Consider the following 26821-nt stretch of genomic DNA (forward strand, 5'->3'; position numbering starts at 1 on the left):
TACCTAAATAAGGTATGCCTAAGTTACTGGTCTGCGAGAGGTGCTCATGTCCGTGTTCCAAGGCGCTGCCGGGCTCAGCCGGCGTGGATTCCTGATCGGGGCGGGTGGCGTCGCCGCCGCCGCGGCCCTCACCGCGTGCGGCAGCGGCGGCGACAAGCCGGCGGCCGGGGCGTCCGGCCCGTGGGAGTTCACCGACGACCGCGGCCAGAAGGCGTCGCGCGACCAGCGTCCGGCGCGGGTGGTGGCCTACGCCAGCTCGGCCGCGGCGCTGTGGGACTACGGCGTCCGCCCGGCCGGCGTGTTCGGCCCGCAGAAGACCGCCGACGGCGGCAAGGAGATCCAGGCCGGCAACATCGACCTGAACGCCGTCACCTCGATCGGCAACGCCTGGGACGACTTCAGCATGGAGAAGTTCGCCGCGCTGAAGCCGGACCTGGTCGTCACCGGCCTGACCGGCACCAAGCCCACGGACATGTGGGTGCTCACCGGCGACCTCGGGCTCAAGGTGCAGCAGATCGCGCCGGTCGTCGCGCTGTCGGAGTACAAGGTCACCCTGCCCAAGGTGATCGAGCGGTACGCGCAGCTGGCCGTCGCCCTGGGCGGCGACGCGAACTCGGAAACCATGAAGAAGGCCAAGGAGGACTTCGACAAGGCGTCCGAGGACCTGCGCGCGGCGGCGAAGGAGAAGGCCGGCCTGAAGGTCCTGGTGCTCTACGGCGACAAGGACGGCCTGTACATCGCGAAGCCGGAGTACTTCGCCGACCTCGCCTACTACCGCGAACTCGGCCTGGACATCGTTTCCGGCGGCGGCAGCGAGGACTACTGGGAGCAGCTGTCCTGGGAGCAGGCGGGCAAGTACCCGGCGGACCTGATCCTGACGGACTCGCGCTCGTACGCGCTGCCGCGGGCCCAGATGACACAGTTCCCGACGTGGAACCAGCTGCCCGCGGTCAAGGCGAACCAGCTCGGTGACTGGTCGGCCGAGCCGCGCTTCAACCACCTGCTCGCCACGCCGGTCATCCAGAAGCTGACCGCGCTGGTCAAGGGCGCCCGCACGGACATCACCGCCTGAGGAGGCCCGCGATGACCAACCCGTTCGAAGACCCGGCCGGGACGTACCTGGTGCTGGTCAACGCCGAGAACCAGCACAGCCTGTGGCCGGAGCAGGTGGAGGTCCCGGCCGGCTGGACGGTCACCTTCGGCCCGGCCCCCCGCCAGGACTGCCTGGACCACGTGGAGGCGAACTGGACGGACATGCGCCCCAAGTCCCTGGCCGACACGATGGACACCTGACCCTTCCCCCATCCGACACGCCGGGAGCCCGCGGCTCCCGGCGTGTCGTCGTTCCAGACACACGTGATGCCCCTCCAATCACGCGAGATGCCCCCTCAATCACGCGAGATGACCTTCCCGTCACGCGAGTTCCGCTTGTGATCACGCGACCGCCGTGTACCGGAACGGACGACTCGCGTGATCGGGGGGACGACACGTGTGATTGGGGGGACGACTCGCGTGATCAGGGGGACGACACGTGTGATCGGGGGGTCGACTCGCGTGATCGGGGGGTCGACACGGGTCAGGGGCGCTGGCCGGACCAGGCTGCCCACAGCTTGGCGTACCGGCCGCCCGCGGCGACGAGGTCGTCGTGGGTTCCGGTCTCGGCCACCGCTCCCGCGTCCAGGACCACGATGCGGTCCGACGCCGCCGCCTGGGTCAGGCGGTGGGCGACCACCAGCGCCGTGCGGCCTTCGAGAGCCGCCGCGGCCGCGGACTCCAGGACGCGGGAACCTGCGCTGCCTGCCTCGGCCGTGGCCTCGTCGAGGATCGCGATCGGCGGGTCGGCCAGCACCAGGCGGGCCAGGGCCAGCTGCTGCGCCTGCGTCACCGTCAGCTGGTGACCGCCGTCGCCGACCACCGTGGCCAGCCCGGACGGCAGCGAGCCGACCCAGGTCAGCGCCCCCACCTTCGCCAGCGCGGCCCGCAGTTCGGCGTCGGACGCCGACGGGCGGGCCAGGCGCAGGTCCTCGGCCAGCGGCCCCGCGAAGACGTGGACCTCCTGGCTGATCAGCCCGACCGTCCGGCGCGTGCCGTCCGGCCCGAGTTCGTCCAGTGACACGCCGCCGACGGCGACCGAACCCGTCGCCGGCCGGTGGATCCCGGCGATCAGCTTGGCCAGCGTCGTCTTCCCGGCGCCGCTCGCGCCCACCAGGGCCACCCGCTCGCCGGGGGCGACGCCGAGGTCGACGTCCCGCAGCACCGGGTGACCGTCCACATAGGAATAGCCGAGGCCCGCGGTCTTCACCGACGAATCCACCGGCCGGGCCGGCTGCGCGGGCGACGCCTCGGCGGGCAGGTCGGCGACGCCGATCAGCCGCGCGAGGCTGGCCGTGGCCGCCTGCGCGTCGTCGACCAGCGACAGCGCGGTCGTGATCGGCCCGAACAGGCTGTGGAAGTACAACGCCGCCGCCGTCGCGACGCCGACCGTGACCGCGTCCGTCCCGACCAGCAGGAACCCCGTCGCCAGTACGGCCGACAGCCCGACGAACTCCGCCAGGTTCAGCCGCGCGTAGAACCGCGTCACCAGCCGGATCCCGCGCAGCGCAAGGGAAACCGCGGCGCCGGACCGTTCGCGCACCCGCGCCAGGTGGGTGTCGGCGAGCCGGAACGCCCGGACCGTCTTCGCGCCGCCGACGGTGTCCAGCAGCTGCTGCTGTTGCGCCCCGACGGCCTCGCGCTGCGCCGCGTACAACGGCTTCGCGCGCGGCACGTACCACCGCACGGTCCACAGCTGGATCGGCACGGCCAGCAGCGCGGCCGGCAGGAACCGCCAGTCGAGCACGGCCAGCGCGCCGAAGGTCAGGACGACCGTCAGCACCGACCGGCCCAGCTCGGGCAGCGCCGACCGGACGCCCTCGGCGACGACCGAGACGTCGTTCGTCACGCGGGCGGTGAGGTCGCCGGACCCGGCGCGCTCGAGCTGTTCCAGCGGCAGGCCGAGGGCGCGTTCGACGAAGCGTTCGCGCAGTTCGGCCAGGATCGTCTCGCCCAGCCGCGCCACCAGCGACACGCCGATCGCGGTCGCGACGGCCTGCGCGACCGCCACGAGCACCAGGCCCACCACCGGCGTCACCAGCTCGGCCGCCGGCCGGCGCGTGGCGACCAGGTCGACGACGCGGCCGAGCAGGGGCGCGGTGAGCAGGCCGATCGCGGTGGCCGCGACGAGCGTCGTGAACGCCGCCGCCGCGCGGCCCTTCTGCCGTCCGGCGAGTTCGCCGACGACGGCGCGGATCCGGCGGCCGCCGGCCACCGGGAGGAGTTCGCGGGTCATGCCAGTACCGCCGCTCGGTAGTCGGGACGGCCGGCCAGCTCGGCGTGGCTGCCTTCGCCGGCGACGCACCCGTCGTCGAGCAGGACGACGCGGTCGGCCGCGGCCAGCAGCGCCGGGCTGGTGGTGACGAGGATCGTGGTGCGGCCGCGCCGCAGCTCGGCCAGTCCGGCGGCGATCCGGGCCTCGGTGACCGTGTCGACGGCGGTCGTCGGGTCGTGCAGCACCAGCACCGGCGCGTCGGCGGCGAGCGCCCGCGCGAGGGCGACCCGCTGGCGCTGCCCGCCCGAGAGCGACCGGCCGCGTTCGGTGACGGCGGTCGCGGCGCCGTCGGGCAGCGCGCTCGCCACCTCGTCGACGGCGGCCGCGGCCATCGCCTCGGCGGCGAGCGGCCCGGCCGTCACGTTCTCCGCGACCGTGCCGGCGAAGAGGTCCGCGTCGTGCGCGGCGACCAGCACCACCTCGCGGACCCGGCCGGGGTCCACAGTGGACAGGTCGACCGCGTCGACCGACACCGAGCCGCCCGCGGGATCGGCGGCGCGGCCCAGGCAGTCGAGCAGGTCCGTCGCGGCGGCCGGGTCGGTGGCGACCACCCCCAGCAGCTCACCCGGGCGGGCCTCGAAAGCGACGTCACGCAGGGCGCCGCGGCTCAGCGCGGACAGCTTGACGTGCCCGGCCGCCGGGGACGGCAGGGTGGCGTCCCCGGCGGCGACGGCGGGCGGCGCGTCGAGGACGTCGGCGATGCGCGCGGCCGACGCCCGGCCCTGCGCGAGTTCGCCGTTGACCCACGAGAAGATCGAGAACGGCGTGATCAGGTACTGCGCGAGCCCGACCGCGGCGACCAGGTCGCCGACGCTGATGTCGCCCGCCGCGGCGAGGTTGCCGCCGACCAGCGCGACCACGGCGATGAAGATGCCGGTGAGGGCGAGCAGCGCGCCGTTGTGCCAGGCCTGGGCGCGGGCCGCGCGCAGCGTCGCCCGCAGCGAGTCCTGGCTGGTCCGGCGGTAGCGGTCGACGGCGGCGCGTTCGGCGCCGATGCCCTTCAGCACGCGCAGGCCGGCGACGAGGTCGGTGGCGATGCCCGAGGCGAACGCCGAGCGTTCCTGCTCGGCTTCGCTGCGGCGCTCCAGCGGTTTGCCGATCAGGTGCGCCAGGTACAGCATCGGCGGCGTGCCGAGCAGCACGAGCAGGCCGAGCGGCAGCGACATGGTGAGCAGGGCGACGGCGCTGACCAGCAGCCCGGCCAGGCCGGCGACGCCGAACGGCAGCACGCCGTTGACGGTGCCGACCCGCTTCGCGTCCGACGTCGCGATGCTCACCAGCTCGCCGGCCAGGGTGCCGGAGTCCGCGACACCGCCTGGGTGCAGGACCCGGCGCGCGAGGTCGAGGCGCAGGTCGTGGGCGGCGCGTTCGGCGGCGCGCTCGCCGAAGCGGGCCCCCAGGCGGTAGCTGGTCGAGAGCGCGGCGAAGAGGACGCCCAGCACCGCCAGCCAGAGGAGCAGCGTGCTGACCGAGCCGTTCGCGACGGCCTGGTCGATGACCACGCCGATCACCACCGGCACCAGTGCTTCGCCGCCTTGGTGGCCCGCGGTCAGCAGCGCCGCCAGGGCCACCGATCGTCGTTGCCCGGCGATCGACCGGCGGAGGACCTGCCGTCCCGTCGTGCTCACCCGCGCCTCCCTGTCCAGAGCTGGGATAGGTAAGGCTAGTCTAAGTAAAGAAGTTACGGAATCACGGTCGGCTTCGTCTCAGTCCGCGGTTCCGTTGCCGGTTCGCCGAACCGGGCCAGGGCGAGCGCGGCCAGGACGGCGAGGGCGAACCCGGCGACGGCGACGACCGCGAACCCCGGCCGGGTGCGGTCGCCGAGGACCAGCACGCCGACCAGTGACGGGAACACCGTTTCGCCGAGGACCATCATCGCGGTCGAGGTGGTGACGCTCCCGCGTTGCAGCGCCGTCGCGTAGAACAGCATGGCCAGCCCGCCGGCGACCGCGACGGTGTAGGTCGCGGGGTCGGTGAGCAGGTCGAGCGGTGCGAGACTCGGGATGATCCGGCCGGCGATCGCGACGACGCCGAAGCACAGCCCGGCGACGAGCCCGAGCGCCGGCGTCCGGATCCGGCGGCTCGCCTTCCCGGCGACCACCCCGGCCACGCCCAGCACGGCGACCGCGCCGATCAGGGTGAACCGGAACCCGAGCCCGACCGGATCGGACCCTTCGCTCTCGGCGGCGGCGCCCAGCAGCGCGAGCCCGGCGCACACGACCCCGACGGCCGCCCACTCGCGGCGGCCGAGCCGCACCCCGAGGAACCGCGCGGCGACGGCGGTCACGGCGAGGCTCGCGGCGAGGGCGGCCTGGACGACGAACAGCGGCAGGACGTGCAGCGCGGCGATCTGCGCGACGAACCCGAGGACGTCGAGGAGGAGGCCCAGCACGAACTTCCACTGGCCGAGCACGTGGACCAGCAGTTTCGGGTCGACCCCGGCGGCCCCGGTGTCCGTGGCCCGCGCGGCGACGGACTGCATCACCGAAGCCACGCCGTACGCGCATGCCGCGCCGAGAGCGCAGAGCAGTCCCCACCACATGGGCGTCACTCTATTTCGCCGGAGATTTTGTCGGACCGGTGCGGTAGGTTGCGGCCATGTCGAACACGAGTTCGAAGACGCACCGCCGCTGGCCCGCGCCCCTGGCCGGCGACGAGCTGCGCCTGCAACTGGAGTTCCTGCAGTTCCTGAGGGCGACGGCGGTGAACAAGCTGGCCGGGCTGCCGCGGGAGCAGGCGGTGGCGACGCTGCTGCCGGCGTCCCCGCGGATGAGCGCACTGGGCGTGGTGAAGCACCTGACGGCGGTCGAGCGCTGGTGGCTGTGCATCGAGGCGGGCGGGGCGGACCTGCCCTCGCTGTGGGCGGGGAGCCCGGACCCGAGCTGGGACGTGGGGGAGGAGGACACGCCGGTCTCGGTGGTGGCGGCGTACAAGGCGGAGTGGGCACGGGCGGAGAAGGCGCTGCGAGGGTTGACACCGGACGACCGGACGCGGCGGCGGTCGGAGTTCAGCGTGCGGTGGGTGGTGGCGCATGTCGTGCAGGAGACCGCGCGGCATGTCGGGCACCTGGATGTGCTGCGGGAGCTGGCGGATGGGGAGGTGGGTGAGTGAAGGGACGGCATCGACCGGGAAAACAGGGTGGCGAGCATCGTTACCCTGGATTCGTGGCCGTCGTTGCGGAGTACCGCCGATTTACCGGCCCCCTGGCCCCGCGTGGGTGCCAGCGGGGTTCCGGTGCCACGTCCGCGCTGCCCGAAACAGCGCCGCCGAGCTGAAACCGACCTCGCCGGGCGTCCGGGCCAGGGGGAGCCGTCCCCGCAATCCGCCCGCTCATCCGGAGGTCCCGTCATGCCCGAACCACTCACCCCCGCCCAGCTCGCCCACGCCCTCGCCGTCCGGGATCTCACCGATCCCGCCGGCGGGCCGCATGCCGTCCAGCTCGTCGTCGAACAGGCCGTCGATGCCCTCGCCCGCCTGTGGCCGACCACCGTCCGGTGGTGGCGCGGCGAGCGGGTCGTCACCGTCGCCGACAACTACGACCACCTCGGCTACCACCCCGCCGACGTCACCCGGGACGCCCGCTACACCCGGTACGTCGACCAGGACCACGTCCTGCGCAGCCACTCCACCGCCCTCGTCCCCGCGGCGCTGCGCCGCCTCGCCGGCAACCCGGCCGACGACGTCCTGCTCGTCTGCCCCGGCCTCGTCTACCGCCGGGACAGCATCGACCGGCTGCACAGCGGCACCCCGCACCAGCTCGACCTCTGGCGGATCACCCGGCGCCCCACAACGCGGGGTGACCTCGAAGACATGGTCGCCGCGCTCGTCCGCGGGCGGCGGTGGCGGCTCGACCCCCGGCGGCATCCGTACACTGTGGACGGTGCGCAGCTCGACGTCGAACACGACGGCCGCTGGGTCGAGGTCGCCGAATGCGGGCTCGCCCACCCCGCCGTGCTGAAGCGGGCCGGGCTCGACGAGACGTGGTCCGGGCTCGCGCTCGGGCTGGGGCTCGACCGGATGCTGATGCTGCGCAAGGGCATCCCCGACATCCGCCTGCTGCGCTCGGCCGAGCCGGCCGTCGCCGCGCAGATGACCGACCTCGCGCCCTACCGGCCGGTTTCGGCGCTGCCGCCGGTGCGCCGCGACCTCTCGATCGCCGTCGCCGCCGACGACCGGGCCGAAGACCTCGGGGACCGCGTCCGGGAGGCCCTCGGCGACGACGCCGACGTCGTCGAGTCGGTCGAGATCCGCCAGGAGACGCCGTGCGCGGACCTGCCCGCACCGGCGGTGGAACGGCTCGGCGCCCGCCGCGACCAGAAGAACCTCCTGGTCCGGCTGGTGCTCCGGCCGCTGGACCGGACGCTGTCCGACCACGAGGCGAACGTCCTCAGAGATCGCACGTACGCCGCGTTGCACCAGGGAACAGCCCGCCAATGGGCCAGCTCAGGCCTGCAGGCCCCGGATCGCGAGAGCGGCGAAGCGCCGGGAGGCCGCGACACGCGGCGCCGGTGAAGCGGCGTGAAGGCTGCCGTTGGCCTTGAGGACCAGGATCACGTCGGACGGCTCGACGCCGGGGCGCAGTGACCGGGCTCCCGGGCGCGGCGGGTCAGCTGCGCGCTCCCGGTCCGCCGCGAAGTCCAGCGCGTGCGGGAACGGTCGATGGGTGGTCGTCGGCGCGGTCGCCGGCGACCCGCCCGCCGACTTCGGCCGGATCGTCCTCACCCAGGCGGCCGGCCGCCCGTAGGGTGTCCCGCATGACTGATCGGCTCTACTTCCGGCAGCTGCTCGCCGGGCGGGACTTCGCCGTCGGGGATCCCGTCGCCACGCAGATGGTGAACTTCGCCTACCTCATCGGGGACCGGGAGACCGGGGACGCCGTCATCGTCGACCCGGCGTACGCGGTGCAGGACCTCCTGGACGTCCTCGCGCAGGACGGTATGCGGCTCACCGGTGTGCTGGCGACCCACCACCACCCCGACCACGTCGGCGGGGAGATGCTCGGCTTCTCGCTGCCCGGCATCGCCGAGCTGCTCGCGGTCGCGCCGGTGCCGATCCACGTCAACGGGGCCGAGACCGAATGGGTCCGGCGGGTCACCGGGGTGTCCGGTACCGACCTGCGCGCCCACGACCACGATGACGTCCTCGAGGTCGGGGCCGTCCCGATCCGGCTGCTGCACACGCCCGGGCACACGCCCGGCAGCCAGTGCTTCCTCGTCGAGGACAAGCTCGTCTCGGGCGACACGCTGTTCCTCGAAGGCTGTGGCCGCACCGATTTCCCGGGTGGGGACGCCGAAGAGATCTACCGCAGCCTGCAGGCGCTCGCCGGGCTGCCCGGGGACCCCGTCGTCTACCCCGGGCACCAGTACTCGGCCGAGCCGTCGGCCGCGCTGTCCGACGTCAAGCGCACCAACTTCGTCTACCGGCCGCGGTCGCTCGACGAATGGAAGGTCATGTTCGGCGGCTGAGCCAACCCGTTCCACCCGCTGAAACACGGCGAGTTCACGGAGTGGGCACGGATTGACTTCCCCTCCCGGGGACCGGAAGGTCGGGGCCGAGCCATCGAAGAAAACCCCGTCCCCGGGAGAAATCCGTGTCGATTTCCACCACGGGCGTGCTCACGCGCGCCCGGCCGGCCGCCGCCCGGCCACGCCGCAGGGCGCGGCGCCTCGCTCTCGAACGCTGGATCAGCCCGGTGGTGCTGCTCGCCGCCTGGCAGCTCGCCAGCACCACCGGTGTCCTGCCGCCCGACAAGCTCAGTGCACCGTGGACGGTCGTGCAGGCGGGGATCGAATCCGCGCGCAGCGGCGAACTCGGGTCCGCGTTCGCGGTGTCCCTCGGCCGGGTCGGCGCCGGGTTCGCGCTCGGCGCGGTGGCCGGGATCCTGCTCGGCATCGTCTCCGGGCTGTCCCGCTGGGGCGAGGCGCTGGTCGATCCGCCGGTGCAGATGCTGCGCACGCTGCCGTTCCTCGGCCTGATCCCGCTGTTCATCCTGTGGTTCGGCATCGGCGAAGAGACGAAGATCGTGCTGGTCGCGCTCGGGGTGGCCTTCCCGCTCTACCTCAACGTCCACTCCGGAATCCGCGGCGCCGACCCGGCCCTCGTCGAAGCCTCGCGCGCGCTCGGGTTCAGCCGCGCGGAACGGCTCTGGCACGTCGTCCTGCCCGGCGCGCTGCCGCAGGCGCTCGTCGGGCTGCGGCAGTCCCTCGGCCTGGCCTGGCTCGCGCTGATCGTCGGCGAGACGGTCAACGCCGACGCCGGTGTCGGCTACCTCATCAACAACGCCCGCGAATTCCTGCGCACCGACGTCGTGGTCGTCGGGCTCGTCCTGTACGCCCTGCTCGGCCTGGTCACCGACGCGCTGGTCCGGCTGCTGGAACGGAAGGTGCTGCGGTGGCGAACCCGGTAGCCGAGGTCCGCGGCCTCACCCGGCGGTTCGGCGACCGGACCGTCCTGAACGGACTCGACCTGACCGTCGAGCGCGGCGAGTTCGTCGCCCTGCTGGGCCGCAGCGGCTCCGGCAAGTCGACGCTCCTGCGCATCCTGGCCGGCCTCGACGGCGACGTCGAAGGCACCGTGCAGGTCACCGGGACCGTTTCGGTCGCGTTCCAGCAGCCGCGGCTGCTGCCGTGGCGGAAGGTCTGGCGCAACGTCGTCCTCGGCCTGCGCCAGGACGGCGTCACGAAGTCCCGCAACCGCACCCTGGCGGAGAAAGCGCTCGCCGAAGTCCACCTGGCCGAGCACGCCGACGACTGGCCGCTCACCCTGTCCGGCGGCGAAGCCCAGCGCGTGTCGCTGGCCCGCGCGCTGGTCCGCGAACCCGACCTCCTGCTGCTCGACGAGCCGTTCGGCGCCCTCGACGCGCTGACCCGGATCGCGATGCACGGCCTGGTGCTGGACCTCTGGCGGCGGCACCGGCCGGGCGTGCTGCTGGTGACCCACGACGTCGACGAGGCCCTGCGGCTGGCCGACCGGGTCCTGGTGCTCGACGGCGGCCGGATCGTGACCGCCCACCGGCCGCGCGAAACCGAAGACCACGACGAACTCCGCCGCCGCGTGCTGGCCGACCTGGGAGTGATCGAAGATGCAGTGGCGTAGGGGAATACTCGTGGCCGCGACGGCCCTCCTCGTGTCCGCGTGCGCCGCGGCGACCGGCGACGGGCCCGCCGCGGTGCCGGCCGCGGTGAGCGGGGCCGACCTGGCGAAGGTGACGCTCAAGGTCGGCGACCAGAAGGGCGGGGTGAAGTCCCTGCTCACCGCGGCGAACCTGCTGCAGGGGACGCCGTACAGGATCGACTGGGCGACCTTCACGTCGGGCCCGCCGCTGCTGGAAGCCGCCTCGGCCGGCGCGATCGACGCCGGGCGCGTCGGCAACACGCCGCCGATCTTCGCGGCCGCGGCGAAGGCGAAGATCAAGGTCATCAGCGTGTCCCGCAGCAACGTCGAGCGCGAAGCCGTCCTCGTCCCGCCGGACTCGCCGCTGCAGAACGTCGCCGCGCTGAAGGGCAAGACGATCGGCGTCGCGAAGGGCACTTCCGCCCACGGGCAGCTGCTGAACACGCTGCACCACAACGGACTGTCCACGAAGGACGTCAAGCTGAGCTTCCTGCAGCCGTCCGAGGCGTACGCCGCCTTCAGCCAGCACACGATCGACGCCTGGGCGATCTGGGACCCCTACACCGCGCAGGCGCAGATCGAAGCGCACGCGCGGGTGCTGGCCGACGGCCGCGGCGCGTCGAACGGCCTCGGGTTCCTGACCGCGAGCACGGCCGCGCTCGGCGATCCCGGCAAGAACTCCGCGCTGCGCGACTTCGCCGTCCGCGTGGTCAAGGCGCAGAAGTGGGCCGACACGCACCGCGAAGAATGGGCGCAGGCGTGGGCCAAGGAGACCGGGCTGAAGCTCGAAGTCGCGCGCAAGGCCGTCGAGGCGGGCCGTGACCTGCCGATCGTGCTGGACGACGCAGTCGTGGCGTCCGAACAGCAGCTCGCGGACGCCTTCACCGACGAGAAGACTCTGCCGGGCAAGGTGGACTTCGCCGCCTTCGTCGACCGGCGGTTCGGTCCCGACCTGGACCAGGCGAGGAGCAACGGATGAGCATCAGGCTGCACTGGTTCCTGCCCACCAGCGGGGACGGCCGCACGATCGTGGAACGCTTCCACGCCAACAAGTCCGCGGGCCCGTCGGCCCAGCGACAGCCCGACCTGGACTACCTGGCCCAGGTCGCCCGCGCAGCCGAGCGACAGGGCTTCGAAGGCGTCCTGACGCCGACGGGCACCTGGTGCGAGGACGCGTGGCTCACCACGGCGGCGCTGATCCGCGAGACGACCCGGCTGAAGTTCCTGGTCGCCTTCCGCCCCGGGGTCATCTCGCCCACGCTGGCGGCCCAGATGGCCGGGACGTTCCAGCGCCTCTCGGGCGGCCGGGTGCTGCTCAACATCGTCACCGGCGGCGACGCGGTCGAGCAGCGGCGCTTCGGCGACTGGCACGACCACGACGCCCGGTACGCCCGCACCGACGAGTTCCTGACCGTCGTGCGCGGGGTCTGGTCCGGGGAACCGTTCAGCTTCGAGGGCGAGCACCTGCGGGTCGAAGGCGCGACGACCCTGGCCGCGCCGGACCCGGTGCCGCCGATCTACTTCGGCGGCTCGTCGCCGGCCGCGCTGCCGGTCGCCGCGCGGCACGCCGACGTCTACCTGACCTGGGGCGAGCCGCCCGCGCAGGTGGCGGAGAAGATCGGCAGGGTCCGCGAGCTCGCCGGCGACCGGCCGGTCCGGTTCGGCGTCCGGCTGCACACGATCTCGCGCGACACCTCGGAGGAAGCCTGGGCCGAGGCGCAGAAGCTGCTGGACGCGCTGAGCCCGGAGCAGGTCGCCAAGGCCCAGGCGCAGCTGGCCGCGAGCGAGTCGGTGGGGCAGCAGCGGATGGTCGCGCTGCACGGCGGCCGCACCGACGGCGGGGTCCGCGGGCTGGAGATCCACCCGAACCTCTGGGCCGGGGTCGGCCTGGTCCGCGGCGGCGCCGGGACGGCGTTGGTCGGCAGCCACGAGGAGGTCGCGGACCTGATCGAGGAGTACCACAGCGTCGGCGTGAGCGAGTTCGTGCTGTCGGGCTACCCGCACCTGGAGGAGGCGTACTGGTTCGGGGACGGCGTGCGGCCCGAGCTGGCGCGCCGCGGGTTGCTCAAGGAGTACTAACCCCAGCGCGTCGAGGCGTAGACGACGATGTTGTCGCGATACGAACGCTTCGCCGCGTCGAAGCGGCCGCCGCAGGTGATCAGCCGCAGCGCGCTGCCCGGCGCGGGCCCGTACACCGCGCCGGTCGGGAAGGCGTCCTTCGGGTAGCGCTGGACGGCGTCCACGACGAACCGCAGCTGCAGGCCGTCGGAACGCGCGACGAACACCTCGTCGCCGTCGTGCAGGTCGCGCAGCCGGAAGAACGGTGCCGGCCCGGACCGGGAGTCGACGTGTGCGGCGATCACCGCCGGACCCGGGTCGCCCGGCACCGGGCCGGCGGCGTACCAGCCGACGTCCTCGAACCGCGCCGGCGCCGCCAGCTGGTGGTCGGCACCCAGGCCGAGCGGGACGAGCCCGGCCGCGTCGACGCCGATCGCGGGAATGCGCAGCCGCACCGGGCGGACGTCGGCCGCCGCGGGCAGCGGCTGCGGCCCGGTCGCCGCCGTCGGCGCGGACGGCGGCGCCCCGGCGGGTGGCGGCGCGGCCGGGGCCGGGGCCGCCGAGCAGCCCGCGGCCAGCACGGCCACGACCAGCAGCGCGCCGAGGTCAGCGCGCACGAGCCGCCCGGCGTCCCGCCAGCAGCGCGGCCAGCAGCCCGGCGGCCGCCGCGAACACCGGCCACAGCGGCGGCGCGGGCGCGGTGCCGCCGCCCCCGGTCTCGACGCCGAGCTTCGGCGGCTCGGGCAGTGACGCGCCGTCGGAGATCGGGTTCGCCTTCAGCGTCCCGCCGTTCTCGGTGACCAGCACCGTGGTCGACGACCCGGCCTTGACGTCGACGTCGGCGGCCGCCTTGACCGAGCCGCCGCTGAGCTGCAGCGGCCACCGTCCTTCCGGGACGTCCACGTAGGACGACGTCTGGCCGTAGGCCGCGTCCTTGGCGAGCGTGACACCCTGCGGTCCCGCCACGGTGACCGGTGCGATCGCCGCCGACCCCTCGACGACCCGCACGCGGCCCTTCCCGGCGGCGGGCGGGGTGAGGTCGTCGGTGACCAGGTCGCCCTTCAGCGTGCCGCCCGGGCCGTTGGTGAAGACCAGCAGCGAGTAGGCGCTGCGCTCGGCGACCTCGATCGTCGCCGACAGCGCGGGCGGGGTGCCCGGCGCGGCGTCGGCGGGCCGCATCGAGAGCGTGTACTTGCCGGGGCCGAGCGACGAATACGGCGTGACGGCGCCGTAGCCGGCCTTGCGGATGACGACCTTCTCGGCCTGGCCGAAGGGGGCGAAGGAGATGTCCACCGGCGGCACCTTCGGCGAGAGGTGGCCGACCCGGATCCAGCCGACACCCGGGCCGGGGGCGGTCGCCGCCTCGGCGGGCATCGGGGTCAGGGCGGTGACCAGGAGGGCGGCGGCGGCCAGCCCGCCGGGTCTGAGGAGGACAGTGCGCATGGGAGGGCCTTTCACCGTCAGGGGGAGGAGAACGGGACCAGCAGTCCCGGGGGTGCGAACAGCGGGTAGGTGACGAGCACGCCGTCCGCGGTCCGGGTGACCGAAGACGGCCGGAACAGATCGCGCTGGCCGGCGTAGAACGCGGCCGCGCCGTCTTCGCCGCCGGTCAGCAGCACCCGGCGGCGGGGCTGCCCGGCGGGGTCTTCGCCGGGAACGGCGGGGAACGCCGCGACGCGGACCGGCTGCAGGGCCGCCAGCGCGGCGATCGTCGCGATCAGCCGCGGGTCGACGCGGCCCGCGCGCAGCACGGTGACGGCCTCCGGGGCGCAGCTGACCCGGGCCGACGCCGCCAGCGCCTCGCCCGCGTGGGTGCGCGCGGACGCCTCCGGCGGCGCGGCCGGGTCGGCGGCCGGCAGGCCGAGCCGGGAAACGGTGACCTCCCGGTCGCCGGTGCCGAACACGGCGGTCACGCCGGCGTCGGCGAGCGCGGCGCCGAGGGCCGGGTAGCGGTTCCGGAGATCCGCGGTGCCGGCGGTGAACACGGCCCAGTCGGCGGGCGGGCAGGTCGCCGCGCACGCGGCGGGCGGCACGAGCATCCCGGTCGGCCAGCCGGCCTTGGCGAATTCGGCCCATGCACTGTCGTCGACGAGCACGCGGGCACCGGAAGCGTTGGCGCGCAACCAGTCCTGGGCGTCGACGAGCGGCCCGCCGCGGTCGGTGGACGGCCGCAGGGCGGGGTAGCCGTAGAGCCAGCCGGCGGCGACCACGGCGACGAGGACACCCGTGGTCAGCACGGTGCCGGGCCCGCGTCCGCGGTTCCCCCGGTGCGCCGGGACGCGTGGCCGCGCCACGGTCTGGACCACCGCGGCGAACAGCAGCGGCGTGAGCGGCAGCAGCAGCGCGAGCACGGCGGTGTCCGGCACGCCGGGGACGAGCAGGGCCGCGACGAGGAGCAGGCCGGAGACCGCGAACGGCCGCAGCGCGCCGACCGCCAGCGCGGCCACCAGAGCGACGGTCGAGAGCACCGCCCACGCCGGGTCGAGGGCGGCCCAGCCGGCCACCGACGGCGGGCTCGCGGCCGCGAGGTGCGGCCGGAGCACGCCGGCGGCCGGGCCGAACGCGATGCCCAGCCCGAGGTTGAGCAGCACCGCCACCAGTGCCGCGCGGGCGGGCGCGCGCCGCGCCAGCAGCCAGCCCGCGGCGGGCAGGAACAGCAGCGCCAACGGCGAAGTCAGCACGGCCGCGAGCAGGCAGGCCGCGGCCAGGGCGTCGTGCCGGATCCGGCCACCGGGCTTGGTGATGAGCACCAGCGCCGCGAGGACCCACACCGCCGCCAGGTGCTCGACGACGACCAGCCGCTGCAGGCCGAGCGCCAGCGGCGACGCGGCGACCAGCAGCACCGCGGCCGCCGACGCCCACCGCGTCAGCCCGAGCCGGCGCGCCAGGAACCACAGCAGCACGACCCCGAGCACCGCCGCGACCAGCATGGTTTCGCGGACCGCCGCGAGCGCCGTGGCGGACCGGCCGAAGGCGTCGGAGAGCATCGTGTACGCCGAAAGCTGCCACCAGCCGAACGGGCTGAACCCGGCGCCACCGGCGTCGGTGAACGACGTGAGGTGCCCGAGCGCGTAGGCGTGGGCGACGTTGGCGGCCTCGGCGGGCAGCGCCGGCGTGGGTGCGGCGAGGTACAGCACGCGCAGCCCGCCCGCCAGTGCCAGCAGCGCGAGCACGATGTCGAGCGACAGCAACCGGTGTGCGGCCGGGAAGCCGGTGCCCGCCGGTTCGGGAAGCGTCGCGGGGGAGCGGCCCGGGTCGGTCGTCTCCCGGCTGTGCTGGGCCATTGGACGGATCGTAGCCCCCCGGGATCACCCGTCCAGCCCGGGACGGCTACGTCAGCCGGACGGCCCAGCCGCGGGAAAAGCCTTGTCCGGCAAGATTATTTCCCACCGCGCGGGGTGGCTCCGGAGAGTGTCCGGGTCAACGCGAGCGCGACCGTCCGGACCGCCGGGGCGACGCGTTCGGTCCGCATCCGGTTGGCCCAGCCGGAAATCGACACCGCGGCCACCGCGACCCCGCGCGTGTCGAGCAGCGGGCTGGCCGCGCACACGACGCCCACGCCGGATTCCTCGCGCTCCAAGGCGATTCCCTCTTCGCGCACCCGGGTGAGCTGGCGGCGCAGCAGGCCGGGTGCGGTGATCGTGCGCGCGCTCATCCGCGGCAGCCCGGCCTCGATCACCTGGTCCACCACGGATTCCGGGGAGAAGGCGAGGATCGCCTTGCCGACGCCGGTGGCGTGCGCGGGGAACCGGCCGCCGATGCGCGAGGGCAGCGTCGGCGCGTCCGGGCCGCGCAGCACGTCGAGGTACACGACTTCGGTGCCTTCGAGGATGGCGAGGTGGACGGTGTTGCGCGTCGCCTCGCGCAGGTCGGCCAGGTACGGCCGGGCCGCTTCGACCAGGCCACGGCGGGGCGAGGCCAGTTGGCCGATTTCGAACAGCCGCAGCCCGAGCCGCACCGCGCCGTCCTCGCGTTCGAGCAGCCCGGTTCCGGTCAGGTGGCCGACGAGCCGGTGCACGGTCGTCTTCGCCAGGCCGGTCCGGCGGGCCAGTTCGGAGACGCCGAGGGTCTCGTCACCGGGCCGGAAGGCTTCGAGGAGCGCGGCGAGCCGCGCCGCGACGAGGCCGTCGCCGCTCGCCCCGTCGTTCCGCCCAGCGGTACGCATGGGTTGAGTGTGCCCGATCCGCCGCGCGACTGTCACGAGGTCGGTAGGGAGGTGAGGTCAGTGGCCGTCGGCACCGAGGACGAGTTTGACGCAGTGCGAGACGAGCCGTTCGCGCGAGACCTTCAGCGACCCGTCGAGGTAGGCGATGAAGACGTTGCTCAGCGCGCCGACCAGCCCGACGGCCACCAGCCGGCGTTCGGTCTCGTCGCCGTGGGACAGCTGGTCGCCGACGAGCGCGGCGAACACCGGCAGCAGGTGCAGGCCCCGGCGGGTCAGCGCGGGGTCGGTCAGCGGTGCGAGCAGCAGGATCCGGCCCTTGCGGGGGTCGTCGACGATCAGCTCGACGAACGCGCGCACGGCGTGCTCGGCCCGCTGGGCCGGGGTGGGGGCGTCCCGGACGGCGTCGACGAGCGCCTGCCGCGCTTCCTCGCCGACGTGCTCGTACACCGCCGCGACGAGCTCTTCGCGGTCGGCGAAGCTCTCGTAGAAGTAGCGCTCGGTCAGCTTCGCGTGCCGGCAGACCGCGCGGACGCTCGTCCCGGCGGACCCCTCGGTGCCCAGCAGCTCCAGGCCGGCGGCGACCAGCTGTGCACGCCGGAGCGCCTTCCGGTCGTCCAGCGTCGTGCCCGCCCAGGTCCGGCCCGGCATGGTGACTCCTCGGTTGACTACAACTGTTGTCAGATCCTAGCCTGACAACAGCCGTAGTCAGTTCCGGGCAGACCGAGGAGCCGCCGATGACCCCCCAGCCGCTGGGCCCCGGCTCGCTGACGTGGAAGTACTTCGGCGACTGGCGCGGCCTGCTGATCGGCCTGTGGGCCGGGTCGATGCAGAACATGCACCCCGGCCTCGGCGCGGGCGTCGAGCAGCACTCGCGGTTCTTCGAGGAGCGCTGGCAGCGGCTGTTCCGCTCGCTCTACCCGATCGGCGGGGTGGTCTACGACGGCCCGCGCGCGCACCGGACCGCGCTGGAGGTCCGCGGCTACCACGAGCGCATCAAGGGCGTCGACGCACAAGGCCGGCGCTACCACGCTCTCGACCCCGGCACCTACTACTGGGCGCACGCCACCTTCTTCGTCAGCACGATCCTCATCGCCGACCACTTCATGGGCGGCATCGGCGAGGCGGAGAAACGGCAGCTGTTCGACGAGCACGTCCGCTGGTGGCGGATGTACGACATGACCATGCGGCCGGTGCCGGCGAGCTGGGAGGACTTCCAGCGCTACTGGAAGCACATGTGCACCGAGGTCCTCGAGGACAACAAGGCGACCCGGGACGTCCTGGACATCCGCGGGCTCGGCAAGCCGCCGTTCCTGCCGTGGCTGCCGGACGCGCTGTGGCGGCCGGTCCAGCGGGTGGTCGCGCGCCACTTCGTCTGGCTGACGATCGGCCTCTACGACCGCGAGGTCCGCGACCTGCTCGGCTTCCGCTGGACCGAGCGGGACGCGCGGCGGCACCGGCGGTTCGGGAAGCTGGTGAACGCCGCCTTCAAGCTCGTCCCGCACGACCGCCGCTACCACCCGCGGGCCCGCGCCGGCTGGCGCCGCGAGCGCGGAGAGCTGGCCGCCGACGCGCCCTTGGTCGAGACTCCACCCAGGAACCTGCCGCCGCTGTCCGAGCGGGGCAAGCCCGAGCACTACGCGCCGAACGTCTAGGAGGCCTTTCGTGAAGCTGGGATTCCACCTCGGGTACTGGCAGAGCGCCCCGACCCCGGGTGCGCTGGAAGCCGTCCTCAAGGCCGAGGAGCTCGGCTTCGACTCGGTGTGGACGGCCGAGGCGTACGGTTCGGACGCGTTCACCCCGCTGGCCTGGTACGGCGCTTCCACCAGCCGGATCCGGCTCGGCACGAACATCGTGCAGATGGCCGCGCGGACCCCGACGGCGACGGCGATGAGCGCGCTGACCATGGACCACCTCTCCGGTGGCCGGATGGTGCTCGGGCTCGGCGCGTCCGGCCCGCAGGTCGTCGAAGGCTGGTACGGCCAGCCGTACCCGAAGCCCCTCGCGCGGACCCGCGAGTACGTCGACATCGTCCGGCAGGTGATCGCCCGCGAAGCGCCGGTGACCCTGGACGGCGACCACTTCCAGCTGCCGCTCAAGGGCGGCACCGGCCTCGGCAAGCCGCTGAAGCCGACGGTGCACCCGCTGCGCAAGGAGATCCCGATCTACCTGGCGGCAGAGGGTCCGAAGAACGTGGCCCTGGCGGCGGAGATCGGCGACGGCTGGCTGCCGCTGTTCTTCTCGCCCAAGAGCAACGGCTTCTACCAGGCCGCGCTCGAAGAGGGCTTCGCGCGGCCGGGCGCGCGGCACACCCTGGAGACGTTCGAGGTGCCGTGCTCCCTGCCGGTGATCGTGCACGACGACGTCGAGGAAGCGGCGAGCTGGATCAAGCCGTCGCTGGCGCTGTACATCGGCGGGATGGGCGCGAAGAGCGTCAACTTCCACCACGACGTCTTCGCCCGGCTCGGCTACGAGGACGTCGCGGACAAGGTGCAGGAGCTGTACCTGGCCGGCCGCAAGGAGGAGGCGACGGCGGCGATCCCGACGTCGCTGGTGGAGGACACCTCCCTGATCGGGCCGCCGGCGAAGATCCGCGACGAGCTGCAGGCGTGGGAGGAGACGGTGGTGACCCAGCTGCTGCTGCGGGGCGACGCGGCGACCCTGGAGAAGATCGCCCGGGCGCTCGGCTGACGGCCTCCCGGCTCAGCCCTGCCGGGTGGGCCGGATGGTGAGGTCGCCGATCTCGACGTCGTCCGGCTGCTCGATGGCGAACGCGATCGCCCGCGCCACGGCCTCGGGGGCGATGCCGAGCGCCGCCATCGCCCGCTGCGCCTGCTCGCGCTGGGCGGGGTCCTGGACGTAGTCGACCAGTTCGGTGCGCACGTACCCCGGCGAGATGGCCGTCGTGCGCAGGACGCCGTCGGTCGACTCCTGCCGCAGTGCTTCCAGCAGCGTCCGCACGGCGTTCTTGGTCCCCGCGTAGACGGCCTGGGCCGGGACGATCTTCAGCCCCGACGTCGAGACGGTCGTGACGAAGTGCCCGCGGCCCTGCGCTTGGAACACCGGCAGCGCGGCGGCGATCCCGTGCAGCACGCCGCGGAGGTTGACGTCGATCATCGCGTCCCAGTCGTCGAGGTCGAGGGCGCTCACCGGCGCGATCCGGGCGACGCCGGCGTTGGCCACCAGGACGTCGAGGCGGCCGAAGCGCTCGACCGCGAGGGCGACGAGCCGCTCGAGGTCGGCCCGGCGGGTCACGTCGACGTCCAGCAGGTCCGCGCGGCCGCCGTCGTCGCGGATCTTCCGGGCCAGCGCTTCCAGCCGGTCGGTGCGCCGGGCGCCCAGCACGACGGCGGCGCCGCGGCTCGCCAGCTCCACCGCCGTCGCTTCGCCGATCCCGCTGCTCGCGCCGGTGATCGCGACGACCTTGTCCAGTCCGTTGGTCATGACACTCCTCGCTAAACTGACAACTGTCCGGTTCGGCTTCCACTGTACCGGACACTTGTCCACTTGAGCGAGGAGCAGGGTCTTGCGTGAGCGCCGTTCGGACGCCGTCGCCAACCGCGACCGGATCGTCGAGGCCGCCCGGGCGGAGCTGAGCGAGTCCAACGGCGCGCCCGGCGAGCTGAAGCTGCACCGGGTCGCCAAGGCCGCGGGCGTCGGGCAGGGCACGCTCTACCGGCACTTCCCGACCCGCGAGCACCTGCTGGCGGAGGTGTACCGGGCCGAGCTCGACCAGCTCGTCGACACGGTGGCGCCGCTGCTGGCGGAGCACTCCCCGCTGGACGCGCTGTCCCGCTGGCTGGACCGGCTGATCGAATACGCGCGCGTCAAACGCGGTGTCATGGCGGCGATCGAGGTGCCGGCATGGCAGGACCTCTACTCCGGTCAGCACCACCGGCTCGACGAGGCCCTCGAAACGCTGCTGGACCGGGGAAAGGCCGCCGGGGAGATCCGCGCCGGCGTCGACGCCGCCGACGTCATCCTGCTGCTGGGCGCGCTGTCCCGGATCCCCGGAGCCGACTGGGACGAGCGGGCGCCCCGGATCGTGGCGGTGATCGTCGACGGCCTCCGCGCCTAGCGGGCCCCTGTCGTGGCCTTGGTCACGACGATGGCACGATTCCCCTCGACCACTACCGGGTGCGCGCCGAGATCGAATACTCATGGCCTGCACCCGGTACGCCTTCGAGGAGGACCATGGCGACGCTGTCCGGCCGGACGAGATTCCGCTATTCGCTCGGCTCGTTCGTCACCGGGTCCTTCGGCACGGTCCCCGGCCTGGTCCTGGTCAAGTACCTGACCGACACGATGGCCGTGCCCGCGGGCTGGGCCGCCGCGATCGTGTTCGTGCCGAAGGCCTGGGACGTGCTGTTCAACCCGGTCGCCGGCCGGCTGTCGGACGCCGACCTGCTCAAGACCGGCAGCCGGCGGCGGTTCCTGCTGCTCGGCGGCATCGGCGTGGCGATCCTGTTCGCCGCGATGTTCGCCCACCCCGGGTTCGGCGCCCCGCTGCCGGACGCGCTGTACGTGGCGATCATGTTCGCCGCCTGCGCCACGGCGTATGCGCTGTTCCAGGTGCCGTTCAACGCGCTGCCGGCCGAGCTGACCGAGTCGGCCACCGAACGCACGAAGCTCACCAGCGTCCGCATCGGCGTGCTGGCCGTGACGATCCTGATCTGCGGCGGCGGTGCCCCCGCCATCAGCACCGGCATCGGCGGGGTCACCGGCTACCGCGTGATGGCCGTCGTCATCGGGCTGATCGTGCTGGCCGCGACGCTGCTGGTCTACTTCGGCCTCAAGGACGCCCCGGTCGGCGCGCTGCGGCCGAACACCGTGCGCCTCGGCGAGCTGGTCCGGACACTGGCCGGCTGGCGGCCGTTCCGGTGGCTGCTCGGCACGTACTTCATCCAGGCGCTCGGCATCGGCACGGTGCTCGCGGCGATCCCGTTCTTCGCCCAGCGCATCCTCGGCAGCGAGGGCTACGGCACGATCCTGTTCGTCATCTTCGTCGGCCCGGCCCTGGTCACCATGCCGCTGTGGCCGCGGCTGGGCGACCGCGTCGGCAAGCTCAACGGTTTCCGCCTGGCCACCGCGGCCTTCGCGATCGGCCTGCTCGGGCTGGTCTTCGCCCAGTCGATCCCGCTGGTCGTCTCGTTCGTCTTCGTGGCGCTCTGCGGCGTCGGGTACGCGGGGATCTCGGTGTTCCCGCTGGCCATCCTGCCGGACCTGATCACGGCGGAGGAGGAGCGCACCGGCGAGACCCGGGCCGGGATCGCGGCGGGGGTGTGGACCGCGGGGGAGACCCTCGGGCTGGCCTTCGGCGGCGGGCTGTGGGCGCTCATCCTGGCGTTCGGCGGGTACGTGTCCAGCACGGACGCCACCGCGTTCCAGCCGCACAGCGCGATCGTGGCGATCCTGGTCGGCGCGTCGATCGTCCCCGGGGTGCTGATCGCGCTGGCCCTGCCGCTGCTGCGGCGCTCGGTGCTGGAGCCGCGGCGTGAACTCGCCTGAGGACGTCCTCGCGCAGCTGCGGCAGCTCCGTGCGGGCGACCTGCCGACGCACGGCGGCCGCACCCTGGCCTACGTCTACGACAGCGGACTGTCCGAAGTGGACTCCCTGGGCGCGGCCGCGCACGCGCTGGCGTCGTCGGCCAACGGCCTGGACCCGACGGCTTTCCCCAGCCTGCTGCGGATGGAGAACGACCTCGTCTCCGAGGCGGCGGCGCTGCTCGGCGACGTCCCGGGCGTGGTCGGCTCGGTGACCTCCGGCGGCACGGAGTCGTGCCTGCTGGCGGTGCTCGCCGCCCGGGACGCCCAGCCCTCGATCGCTTCGCCGTCGATCGTGCTGCCGACCACCGCGCATGCGGCGTTCCACAAGGCGGCGCACCTGTTCGGGCTGCGGCGCATCGACGTCCCGGTCGACCCGGTGACGTTCCGCGCCGATCCGGCGGCGATGGCCGCGGCGATCGACGACTCGACGGTCCTGGCGGTGGCGAGCGCGCCGTCGTACGCCCACGGCGTGCTCGATCCGATCCCCGAGATCGCCGCGGCCGCCTCCGCGCGGGGGGTCCGGATGCACGTGGACGCCTGCATCGGCGGCTGGGTGCTGCCGTACTTCGCCCGCCTCGGCGCGGACGTCCCGCCGTTCGACTTCCGCGTCCCCGGTGTCACGAGCATTTCGGTGGACCTGCACAAGTACGCGTACTGTCCGAAGGGGACGTCCGTGCTGCTGCACGCGTCCGCGGAGCTGCGGCGCACGCATTACTTCGCCAGCGCCGGCTGGCCGGGTTACACGATGCTGAACACGACGATCCAGAGCACCCGCTCCGGCGGCCCCCTGGCCGCGGCGTGGGCGGTGGTGAACCACCTCGGCCCCGACGGCTACCTGAAGCTGGCTTCAGCCGCGCGCGAGGCGACCGCCCGCATCCGTTCCGGCATCGCCGAACTGCCGGGCCTGCGGGTGCCGGGCGACCCGGTGTCGACGCTGATCGCGTTCACCGGCGACGACGGCTTCGACCTGTTCACGGTGGCCGACGAGATGAAGGTGCGCGGCTGGTACGTCCAGCCGCAGTTCGCTTTTGAGTCGTCCCCGGCGAACCTCCACCTGACGGTGACGGCGGCCAACCAGGGCAGCGAGAAGGAGTTCCTGACCGACCTGGCGGCATCGGTCGACGCGGCCCGCGCGGCGGGCCCGGTGCTCGTCGACCCCGCGGTGGCCGAGTTCGTGGCGGCCCTCGACCCGGCGACGTTGACGTCGGAGCAGTTCGCGGGTCTCCTCGCCGCGGCCGGCCTCGGCTCCGGTGCGGGACTGCCGGACCGGATGGCCCCGATCAACGCCCTCCTCGCCACCGCCCCGGCGCCGCTCCGCGAGCGCCTCCTCCTCGAGTTCCTGGGCGCCCTCTACAGCCCTCGTGAGTGAAAAACAGTGTTCTAACACTGTTTTTCACTCACGACCCCTCACTGGTTGCGGGAGGCCAGGCCGGCGGGCGCGGACTTGACCGCCGCGTGGATCGCGTCCGCCAGCGCCAAGGCGTCCTCCTCGGTGAGTTCGAGAGCTACCCGGGCCGAAGCGCCCAGGGAAGGGTTGCGGAAGTCGATGTTCACCGTGTGCGCGTACGGCGCGTGGACCGGGTGGTCGACGTACACGGTGCCTTCGTTCAGCCGGAACCAGCCGCGGGCGCCCTTGCCGCTGCCTTCGAGCGCGAACTTTTCCGTCAGGTAGGTGCACATGGGGAGTCCTCTCAGGCTGTGAGCGTGCGGGCGTAGAAGTCGAGAATCCGTTCCCAGCCGTCCTTCGCGGCTTCCGGGCGGTAGCTCGGGCGGTCGACGGCGAAGAACGCGTGTCCCGCGCCCGCGTAGGTGTGGAACTCGTGTTCCTTGCCGTGCTTCTCCAGCTCGGCCGCCAGCACGGCCACCTCGTCCGGCCCGGGGTACTGGTCGTCGGCGCCGAAGATGCCCAGCAGCGGGCAGGACAGCTGCGGTGTCAGGCCGAGCAGCGGCTTCATCTGCTTCATGGCCTCCGGCGGGTCGTTGACGACGAAGGCGCCGTAGCAGTCCACCGCCGCGTCGAGGTCCAGGGAGCACGCGGACAGGAAGGCGTGGCGGCCGCCCGAGCAGTGCCCGATGACCCCGACGCGGCCGTTCGCGTTCTCCAGCGCGCGGAGGTAGTCCGCCGCGCCCGAGACGTCACCGACCAGGCGGTCGTCGGGGACGCCGCCCGCCGCGCGGACCGTCGCCGCCGCGTCGTCCGGGTCCGCGCCCGGCGCTTCACGCGTGTACAGGTTCGGGCAGAGCGCGTTGTAGCCCTCGACGGCGAAGCGGCGCACCATCTCCTTCGTCGCCGCGTCGTAGCCGGGCAGGTGGTGGATCACCACGACGCCGCCGCGCGGGGTCTCGTCGGTCGGCTTGGCCAGGTAGGCCTCGAGCTCGTCCCCGCCGTGGCCGGTGATGGCGACCGTCCCGGCGACGATTTCGTCGGTCATTGAGACTCCTTCGCTGCTTCGGGGCTGTGGACGTACCGCTTGCCGCGGGAGGCGGACGCGATCGCGGCGACGACCGCCATCACGGCGGCCGCGGTGAACACGACCGCCAGGCCGTGGTGGAACGGCCCGGAGACGAGCCGCGGGAAGAACTCGCCGCCGGTGAGCGCCGTCCGGTCGGCGGGGGAGAGGCCGGCCAGGACGTCCGGGCCGAGCAGGTGCCCGACCGGGTTGCTGCCCAGGAACGCGGCGAACAGCGTGCTGACCGGCGGGAGCTGCGCGACGCCGTCGGCGACCGGCGCCGGGACGCCGTGGGCCTGCAGGCCGCCGGTGAGCGTCTGCGGCAGCGACGAAGCGAGGCCGGCGATCATGAGCGAGAAGAACACGCCGATCGACAGCGACGTCCCGGAGTTCTGGAACGTCGCCCGCATGCCGGAGGCGACCCCGCGCTGTTCGGTGGGGACGCTGCTCATGATCGCCGAGGTGTTCGGCGCCGCGAACATGCCCTGGCCGATCCCGCTGAGGACGAGCAGGGCCGCGAACGCCGGGTACGGGAAGTCCACCGGCAGCGCCAGCAGCCCGAAGAACGCCACCGCGACCAGGAGCAGGCCACCGGTGGCGAGCGGCCGCGCCCCGAACCGGTCGGACAGGTACCCGGACACCGGCCCGGCGACCAGGAACCCGGCGGTCAGCGGCAGCAGGTGGATCCCGGCCCACAAGGGGGTCTGCTCGTAGTCGTAGCCGTGCAGGGGCAGCCAGATCCCCTGCAGCCAGATGATGAGCATGAACTGCATGCCACCACGAGCCACCGAAGTCAGCAACGCGGCGATGTTGCCCGCGGCGAACGCCCGGATCTTGAACAGCGAGAGCTGGAACATCGGCGCGGCCACGCGCGTCTCGATGACGCCGAACAGGACGAGCAGCAGCACCCCGGCCCCGATCCCGCCGAGCACCCACGGGTTGCCCCAGCCGGTCGCGGCGCCGCCGTAGGGCTGGATGCCGTAGGTGATCGCCGCCAGGACCAGCGCGGTCCCGGCCGCGAAGGTGATGTTGCCGCCCCAGTCGACCTTCGCCCGCTGCGGCGTCCCGACCTCGCGGAGGCTGCGGATCGACCAGATCGTGCCGAGCAGGCCGAACGGCACGCTGACCCAGAACACCGCCCGCCAGTCGATCTCGGCCAGCAGGCCGCCGACGACCAGGCCGAGGAACTGCCCGGCCAGCGCGGTGATCTGGTTGACGCCCAGCGCCATCCCGCGCTGGTGCGCGGGGAAGGCGTCGGTGAGGATGGCCGCCGAGTTCGCCGTCAGCATCGACCCGCCGACGGCCTGCACGATCCGCCAGCCGATGAGCCACAGCGCCCCGCTGCCGCCGTGGAACGGGTCGAACGACAGCGCCACCGACGCCACGCTGAACACGACGAACCCGACGTTGTACATCTTGACGCGGCCGAACATGTCGCCGAGCCGCCCGAGCGTCACCACCAGCACGGCCTGCACCAGCAGGTAGCCGAGGATCATCCAGAGCAGGTAGCCGATGTTGCCGGGCGCGAGGGGGTCGAGGCCGATGCCGCGGAAGATCGCCGGCAGCGAGATGATGACGATCGAGCCGTCGAGCGCGGACATCAGCACGCCGAGCGTGGTGTTGGACAGCGCGATCCACTTGTAGCTCACAGGTGGTCCGCCAGCCGTTCGATGAGCGGGATGGCCGCGATCAGCTCGCGCTGTTCGGCTTCGGTGAACTGCTCGGCGAGCGCCGCCGCCATCTGCCGGGTGGTCGCCGAGCGGCGGTCGGTGAGCAGCTTGACGCCGGCTTCGGTGACCGACATCAGCACCTTGCGGCCGTCGGAGTCGTCCTTGCGCCGTTCGACGAGGCCGCGCTCGACCAGCCCGGCCAGGGTGACGCCCATGGCCTGCGGCTTGACCCGTTCCAGGTCGGCGAGGCACCCCGGCGTGGCCGGGCCCTCCCGGTCGAGCCGCGACAGGACCGACCGTTCGGGCAGCGTCGGTTCGCCGGCGACGTAGGCCTGGCGCAGCCGCCGGACCAGCCGCCCGAGCGCGACGCGGAGATCGGCGCTCGCCTGGAGGAGTTCCTCGTCCGTCACGATCGTCAACCTAGACTGATAAACCTGGGTTGATCAACCCGGAC

At 73.3% G+C, this 26821-nt stretch carries 28 protein-coding genes; 15 read left to right on the forward strand and 13 right to left on the reverse strand.

What is annotated here, in order from left to right; genetic code table 11:
* The first annotated feature begins 46 nt into the window (after positions 1-46).
* Both AB0J55_RS04650 and AB0J55_RS04655 read left to right on the forward strand, forming a co-directional pair.
* On the forward strand, positions 47-1072 hold the full coding sequence (locus tag AB0J55_RS04650) for an ABC transporter substrate-binding protein (protein WP_364242740.1): 1026 nt from the start codon (positions 47-49) through the stop codon (positions 1070-1072).
* Between the two features lie 11 nt (positions 1073-1083).
* Positions 1084-1293 (forward strand): MbtH family protein, encoded by a 210-nt coding sequence (locus tag AB0J55_RS04655; RefSeq protein WP_364242743.1) that lies wholly within the window; start codon positions 1084-1086, stop codon positions 1291-1293.
* Positions 1294-1576: 283 nt separating this feature from the next.
* On the opposite strand, the gene AB0J55_RS04660 is transcribed toward AB0J55_RS04655, so the two are convergent.
* From AB0J55_RS04660 to AB0J55_RS04670, 3 genes are read right to left on the reverse strand one after another with little or no spacing between them, the layout of a single operon-like run.
* Positions 1577-3328 carry an ABC transporter ATP-binding protein gene (locus AB0J55_RS04660; protein WP_364242746.1) on the reverse strand — a complete coding sequence of 584 codons (1752 nt, stop codon included), beginning with the start codon at positions 3326-3328 and terminating at the stop codon, positions 1577-1579.
* Positions 3325-4995: an ABC transporter ATP-binding protein gene (locus AB0J55_RS04665; RefSeq protein WP_364242749.1), complete on the reverse strand. Its 1671-nt coding sequence runs from the start codon at positions 4993-4995 to the stop codon at positions 3325-3327. The genes AB0J55_RS04660 and AB0J55_RS04665 overlap by 4 nt, the downstream gene beginning before the upstream one ends.
* A 53-nt stretch (positions 4996-5048) precedes the next feature.
* A complete protein-coding gene (locus AB0J55_RS04670) occupies positions 5049-5909 on the reverse strand; it encodes a hypothetical protein (RefSeq protein WP_364242752.1) in 861 nt (286 codons plus the stop codon).
* A gap of 56 nt (positions 5910-5965) precedes the next feature.
* On the opposite strand from AB0J55_RS04670, the gene AB0J55_RS04675 reads away from it, so the two are divergent.
* From AB0J55_RS04675 to AB0J55_RS04710, 8 genes are all read left to right on the forward strand, one after another.
* Entirely contained in the window at positions 5966-6478 is a 513-nt protein-coding gene (locus AB0J55_RS04675) for a DinB family protein (protein ID WP_364242755.1), read from the forward strand.
* A gap of 237 nt (positions 6479-6715) precedes the next feature.
* Positions 6716-7879 (forward strand): hypothetical protein, encoded by a 1164-nt coding sequence (locus AB0J55_RS04680; protein ID WP_364242758.1) that lies wholly within the window; start codon positions 6716-6718, stop codon positions 7877-7879.
* 25 nt (positions 7880-7904) lie between these two features.
* Positions 7905-8111, forward strand: coding sequence for a hypothetical protein (locus AB0J55_RS04685; RefSeq protein WP_364242761.1), 207 nt, complete (start codon positions 7905-7907; stop codon positions 8109-8111).
* A 10-nt stretch (positions 8112-8121) separates the two neighbouring features.
* Positions 8122-8832 (forward strand): MBL fold metallo-hydrolase, encoded by a 711-nt coding sequence (locus AB0J55_RS04690; protein WP_364242764.1) that lies wholly within the window; start codon positions 8122-8124, stop codon positions 8830-8832.
* Between the two features lie 125 nt (positions 8833-8957).
* Complete coding sequence (locus AB0J55_RS04695) at positions 8958-9773, forward strand: ABC transporter permease (RefSeq protein ID WP_364242767.1); 816 nt, start codon at positions 8958-8960, stop codon at positions 9771-9773.
* Entirely contained in the window at positions 9758-10462 is a 705-nt protein-coding gene (locus tag AB0J55_RS04700; RefSeq protein ID WP_364242770.1) for an ABC transporter ATP-binding protein, read from the forward strand. Before AB0J55_RS04695 ends, AB0J55_RS04700 begins: the two co-directional genes overlap by 16 nt.
* Positions 10449-11459, forward strand: coding sequence for an ABC transporter substrate-binding protein (locus tag AB0J55_RS04705; RefSeq protein ID WP_364242773.1), 1011 nt, complete (start codon positions 10449-10451; stop codon positions 11457-11459). The genes AB0J55_RS04700 and AB0J55_RS04705 overlap by 14 nt, the downstream gene beginning before the upstream one ends.
* On the forward strand, positions 11456-12559 hold the full coding sequence (locus AB0J55_RS04710; protein WP_364242775.1) for an LLM class flavin-dependent oxidoreductase: 1104 nt from the start codon (positions 11456-11458) through the stop codon (positions 12557-12559). The genes AB0J55_RS04705 and AB0J55_RS04710 overlap by 4 nt, the downstream gene beginning before the upstream one ends.
* Here the strand turns inward: AB0J55_RS04710 and AB0J55_RS04715 are convergent.
* The 5 genes from AB0J55_RS04715 to AB0J55_RS04735 form a co-directional block, all read right to left on the reverse strand.
* Positions 12556-13155 (reverse strand): class F sortase, encoded by a 600-nt coding sequence (locus AB0J55_RS04715; RefSeq protein WP_364242778.1) that lies wholly within the window; start codon positions 13153-13155, stop codon positions 12556-12558. The two genes, AB0J55_RS04710 and AB0J55_RS04715, sit on opposite strands and share 4 nt — an antisense overlap.
* Positions 13145-13981, reverse strand: coding sequence for a DUF4397 domain-containing protein (locus AB0J55_RS04720; RefSeq protein ID WP_364242781.1), 837 nt, complete (start codon positions 13979-13981; stop codon positions 13145-13147). Before AB0J55_RS04720 ends, AB0J55_RS04715 begins: the two co-directional genes overlap by 11 nt.
* A 17-nt stretch (positions 13982-13998) precedes the next feature.
* Complete coding sequence (locus AB0J55_RS04725) at positions 13999-15822, reverse strand: glycosyl transferase (protein ID WP_364242784.1); 1824 nt, start codon at positions 15820-15822, stop codon at positions 13999-14001.
* A 95-nt stretch (positions 15823-15917) separates the two neighbouring features.
* Entirely contained in the window at positions 15918-16703 is a 786-nt protein-coding gene (locus AB0J55_RS04730; protein ID WP_364242787.1) for an IclR family transcriptional regulator, read from the reverse strand.
* Between the two features lie 57 nt (positions 16704-16760).
* Positions 16761-17351 carry a TetR/AcrR family transcriptional regulator gene (locus tag AB0J55_RS04735; RefSeq protein ID WP_364242790.1) on the reverse strand — a complete coding sequence of 197 codons (591 nt, stop codon included), beginning with the start codon at positions 17349-17351 and terminating at the stop codon, positions 16761-16763.
* Positions 17352-17437: 86 nt separating this feature from the next.
* Between AB0J55_RS04735 and AB0J55_RS04740 the strand changes: the two genes are divergently transcribed.
* Positions 17438-18355: an oxygenase MpaB family protein gene (locus AB0J55_RS04740; protein ID WP_364242793.1), complete on the forward strand. Its 918-nt coding sequence runs from the start codon at positions 17438-17440 to the stop codon at positions 18353-18355.
* A gap of 10 nt (positions 18356-18365) precedes the next feature.
* A complete protein-coding gene (locus tag AB0J55_RS04745) occupies positions 18366-19391 on the forward strand; it encodes an LLM class F420-dependent oxidoreductase (RefSeq protein ID WP_364242796.1) in 1026 nt (341 codons plus the stop codon).
* Between the two features lie 12 nt (positions 19392-19403).
* On the opposite strand, the gene AB0J55_RS04750 is transcribed toward AB0J55_RS04745, so the two are convergent.
* Entirely contained in the window at positions 19404-20144 is a 741-nt protein-coding gene (locus AB0J55_RS04750; RefSeq protein WP_364242799.1) for an SDR family oxidoreductase, read from the reverse strand.
* Between the two features lie 82 nt (positions 20145-20226).
* Here AB0J55_RS04750 and AB0J55_RS04755 point away from each other — a divergent pair, with 82 nt between their 5' ends.
* The 3 genes from AB0J55_RS04755 (at position 20227) to AB0J55_RS04765 (ending at position 23616) form a co-directional block, all read left to right on the forward strand.
* Positions 20227-20778, forward strand: coding sequence for a TetR/AcrR family transcriptional regulator (locus tag AB0J55_RS04755; RefSeq protein WP_364242802.1), 552 nt, complete (start codon positions 20227-20229; stop codon positions 20776-20778).
* A 116-nt stretch (positions 20779-20894) separates the two neighbouring features.
* Positions 20895-22208 carry an MFS transporter gene (locus AB0J55_RS04760; RefSeq protein WP_364242804.1) on the forward strand — a complete coding sequence of 438 codons (1314 nt, stop codon included), beginning with the start codon at positions 20895-20897 and terminating at the stop codon, positions 22206-22208.
* Complete coding sequence (locus AB0J55_RS04765; protein ID WP_364242807.1) at positions 22195-23616, forward strand: aminotransferase class V-fold PLP-dependent enzyme; 1422 nt, start codon at positions 22195-22197, stop codon at positions 23614-23616. The genes AB0J55_RS04760 and AB0J55_RS04765 overlap by 14 nt, the downstream gene beginning before the upstream one ends.
* A 38-nt stretch (positions 23617-23654) precedes the next feature.
* Here the strand turns inward: AB0J55_RS04765 and AB0J55_RS04770 are convergent, their stop codons facing one another.
* The 4 genes from AB0J55_RS04770 to AB0J55_RS04785 are packed head-to-tail and all read right to left on the reverse strand — an operon-like array spanning position 23655 to position 26777.
* The gene (locus AB0J55_RS04770) at positions 23655-23927 is read right to left on the reverse strand and encodes a DUF6295 family protein (protein ID WP_364242808.1); all 273 of its coding nucleotides are present in this window, start codon (positions 23925-23927) and stop codon (positions 23655-23657) included.
* An 11-nt stretch (positions 23928-23938) separates the two neighbouring features.
* Entirely contained in the window at positions 23939-24679 is a 741-nt protein-coding gene (locus AB0J55_RS04775) for a dienelactone hydrolase family protein (protein ID WP_364242811.1), read from the reverse strand.
* The gene (locus AB0J55_RS04780) at positions 24676-26346 is read right to left on the reverse strand and encodes an MFS transporter (RefSeq protein WP_364242813.1); all 1671 of its coding nucleotides are present in this window, start codon (positions 26344-26346) and stop codon (positions 24676-24678) included. Before AB0J55_RS04780 ends, AB0J55_RS04775 begins: the two co-directional genes overlap by 4 nt.
* A complete protein-coding gene (locus tag AB0J55_RS04785; protein WP_364242815.1) occupies positions 26343-26777 on the reverse strand; it encodes a MarR family transcriptional regulator in 435 nt (144 codons plus the stop codon). The genes AB0J55_RS04780 and AB0J55_RS04785 overlap by 4 nt, the downstream gene beginning before the upstream one ends.
* Positions 26778-26821 lie beyond the last annotated feature (44 nt).

Origin of the sequence: Amycolatopsis sp. NPDC049688 (assembly GCF_040674975.1) — a bacterium.
Classification (GTDB): Bacteria; Actinomycetota; Actinomycetes; order Mycobacteriales; family Pseudonocardiaceae; genus Amycolatopsis.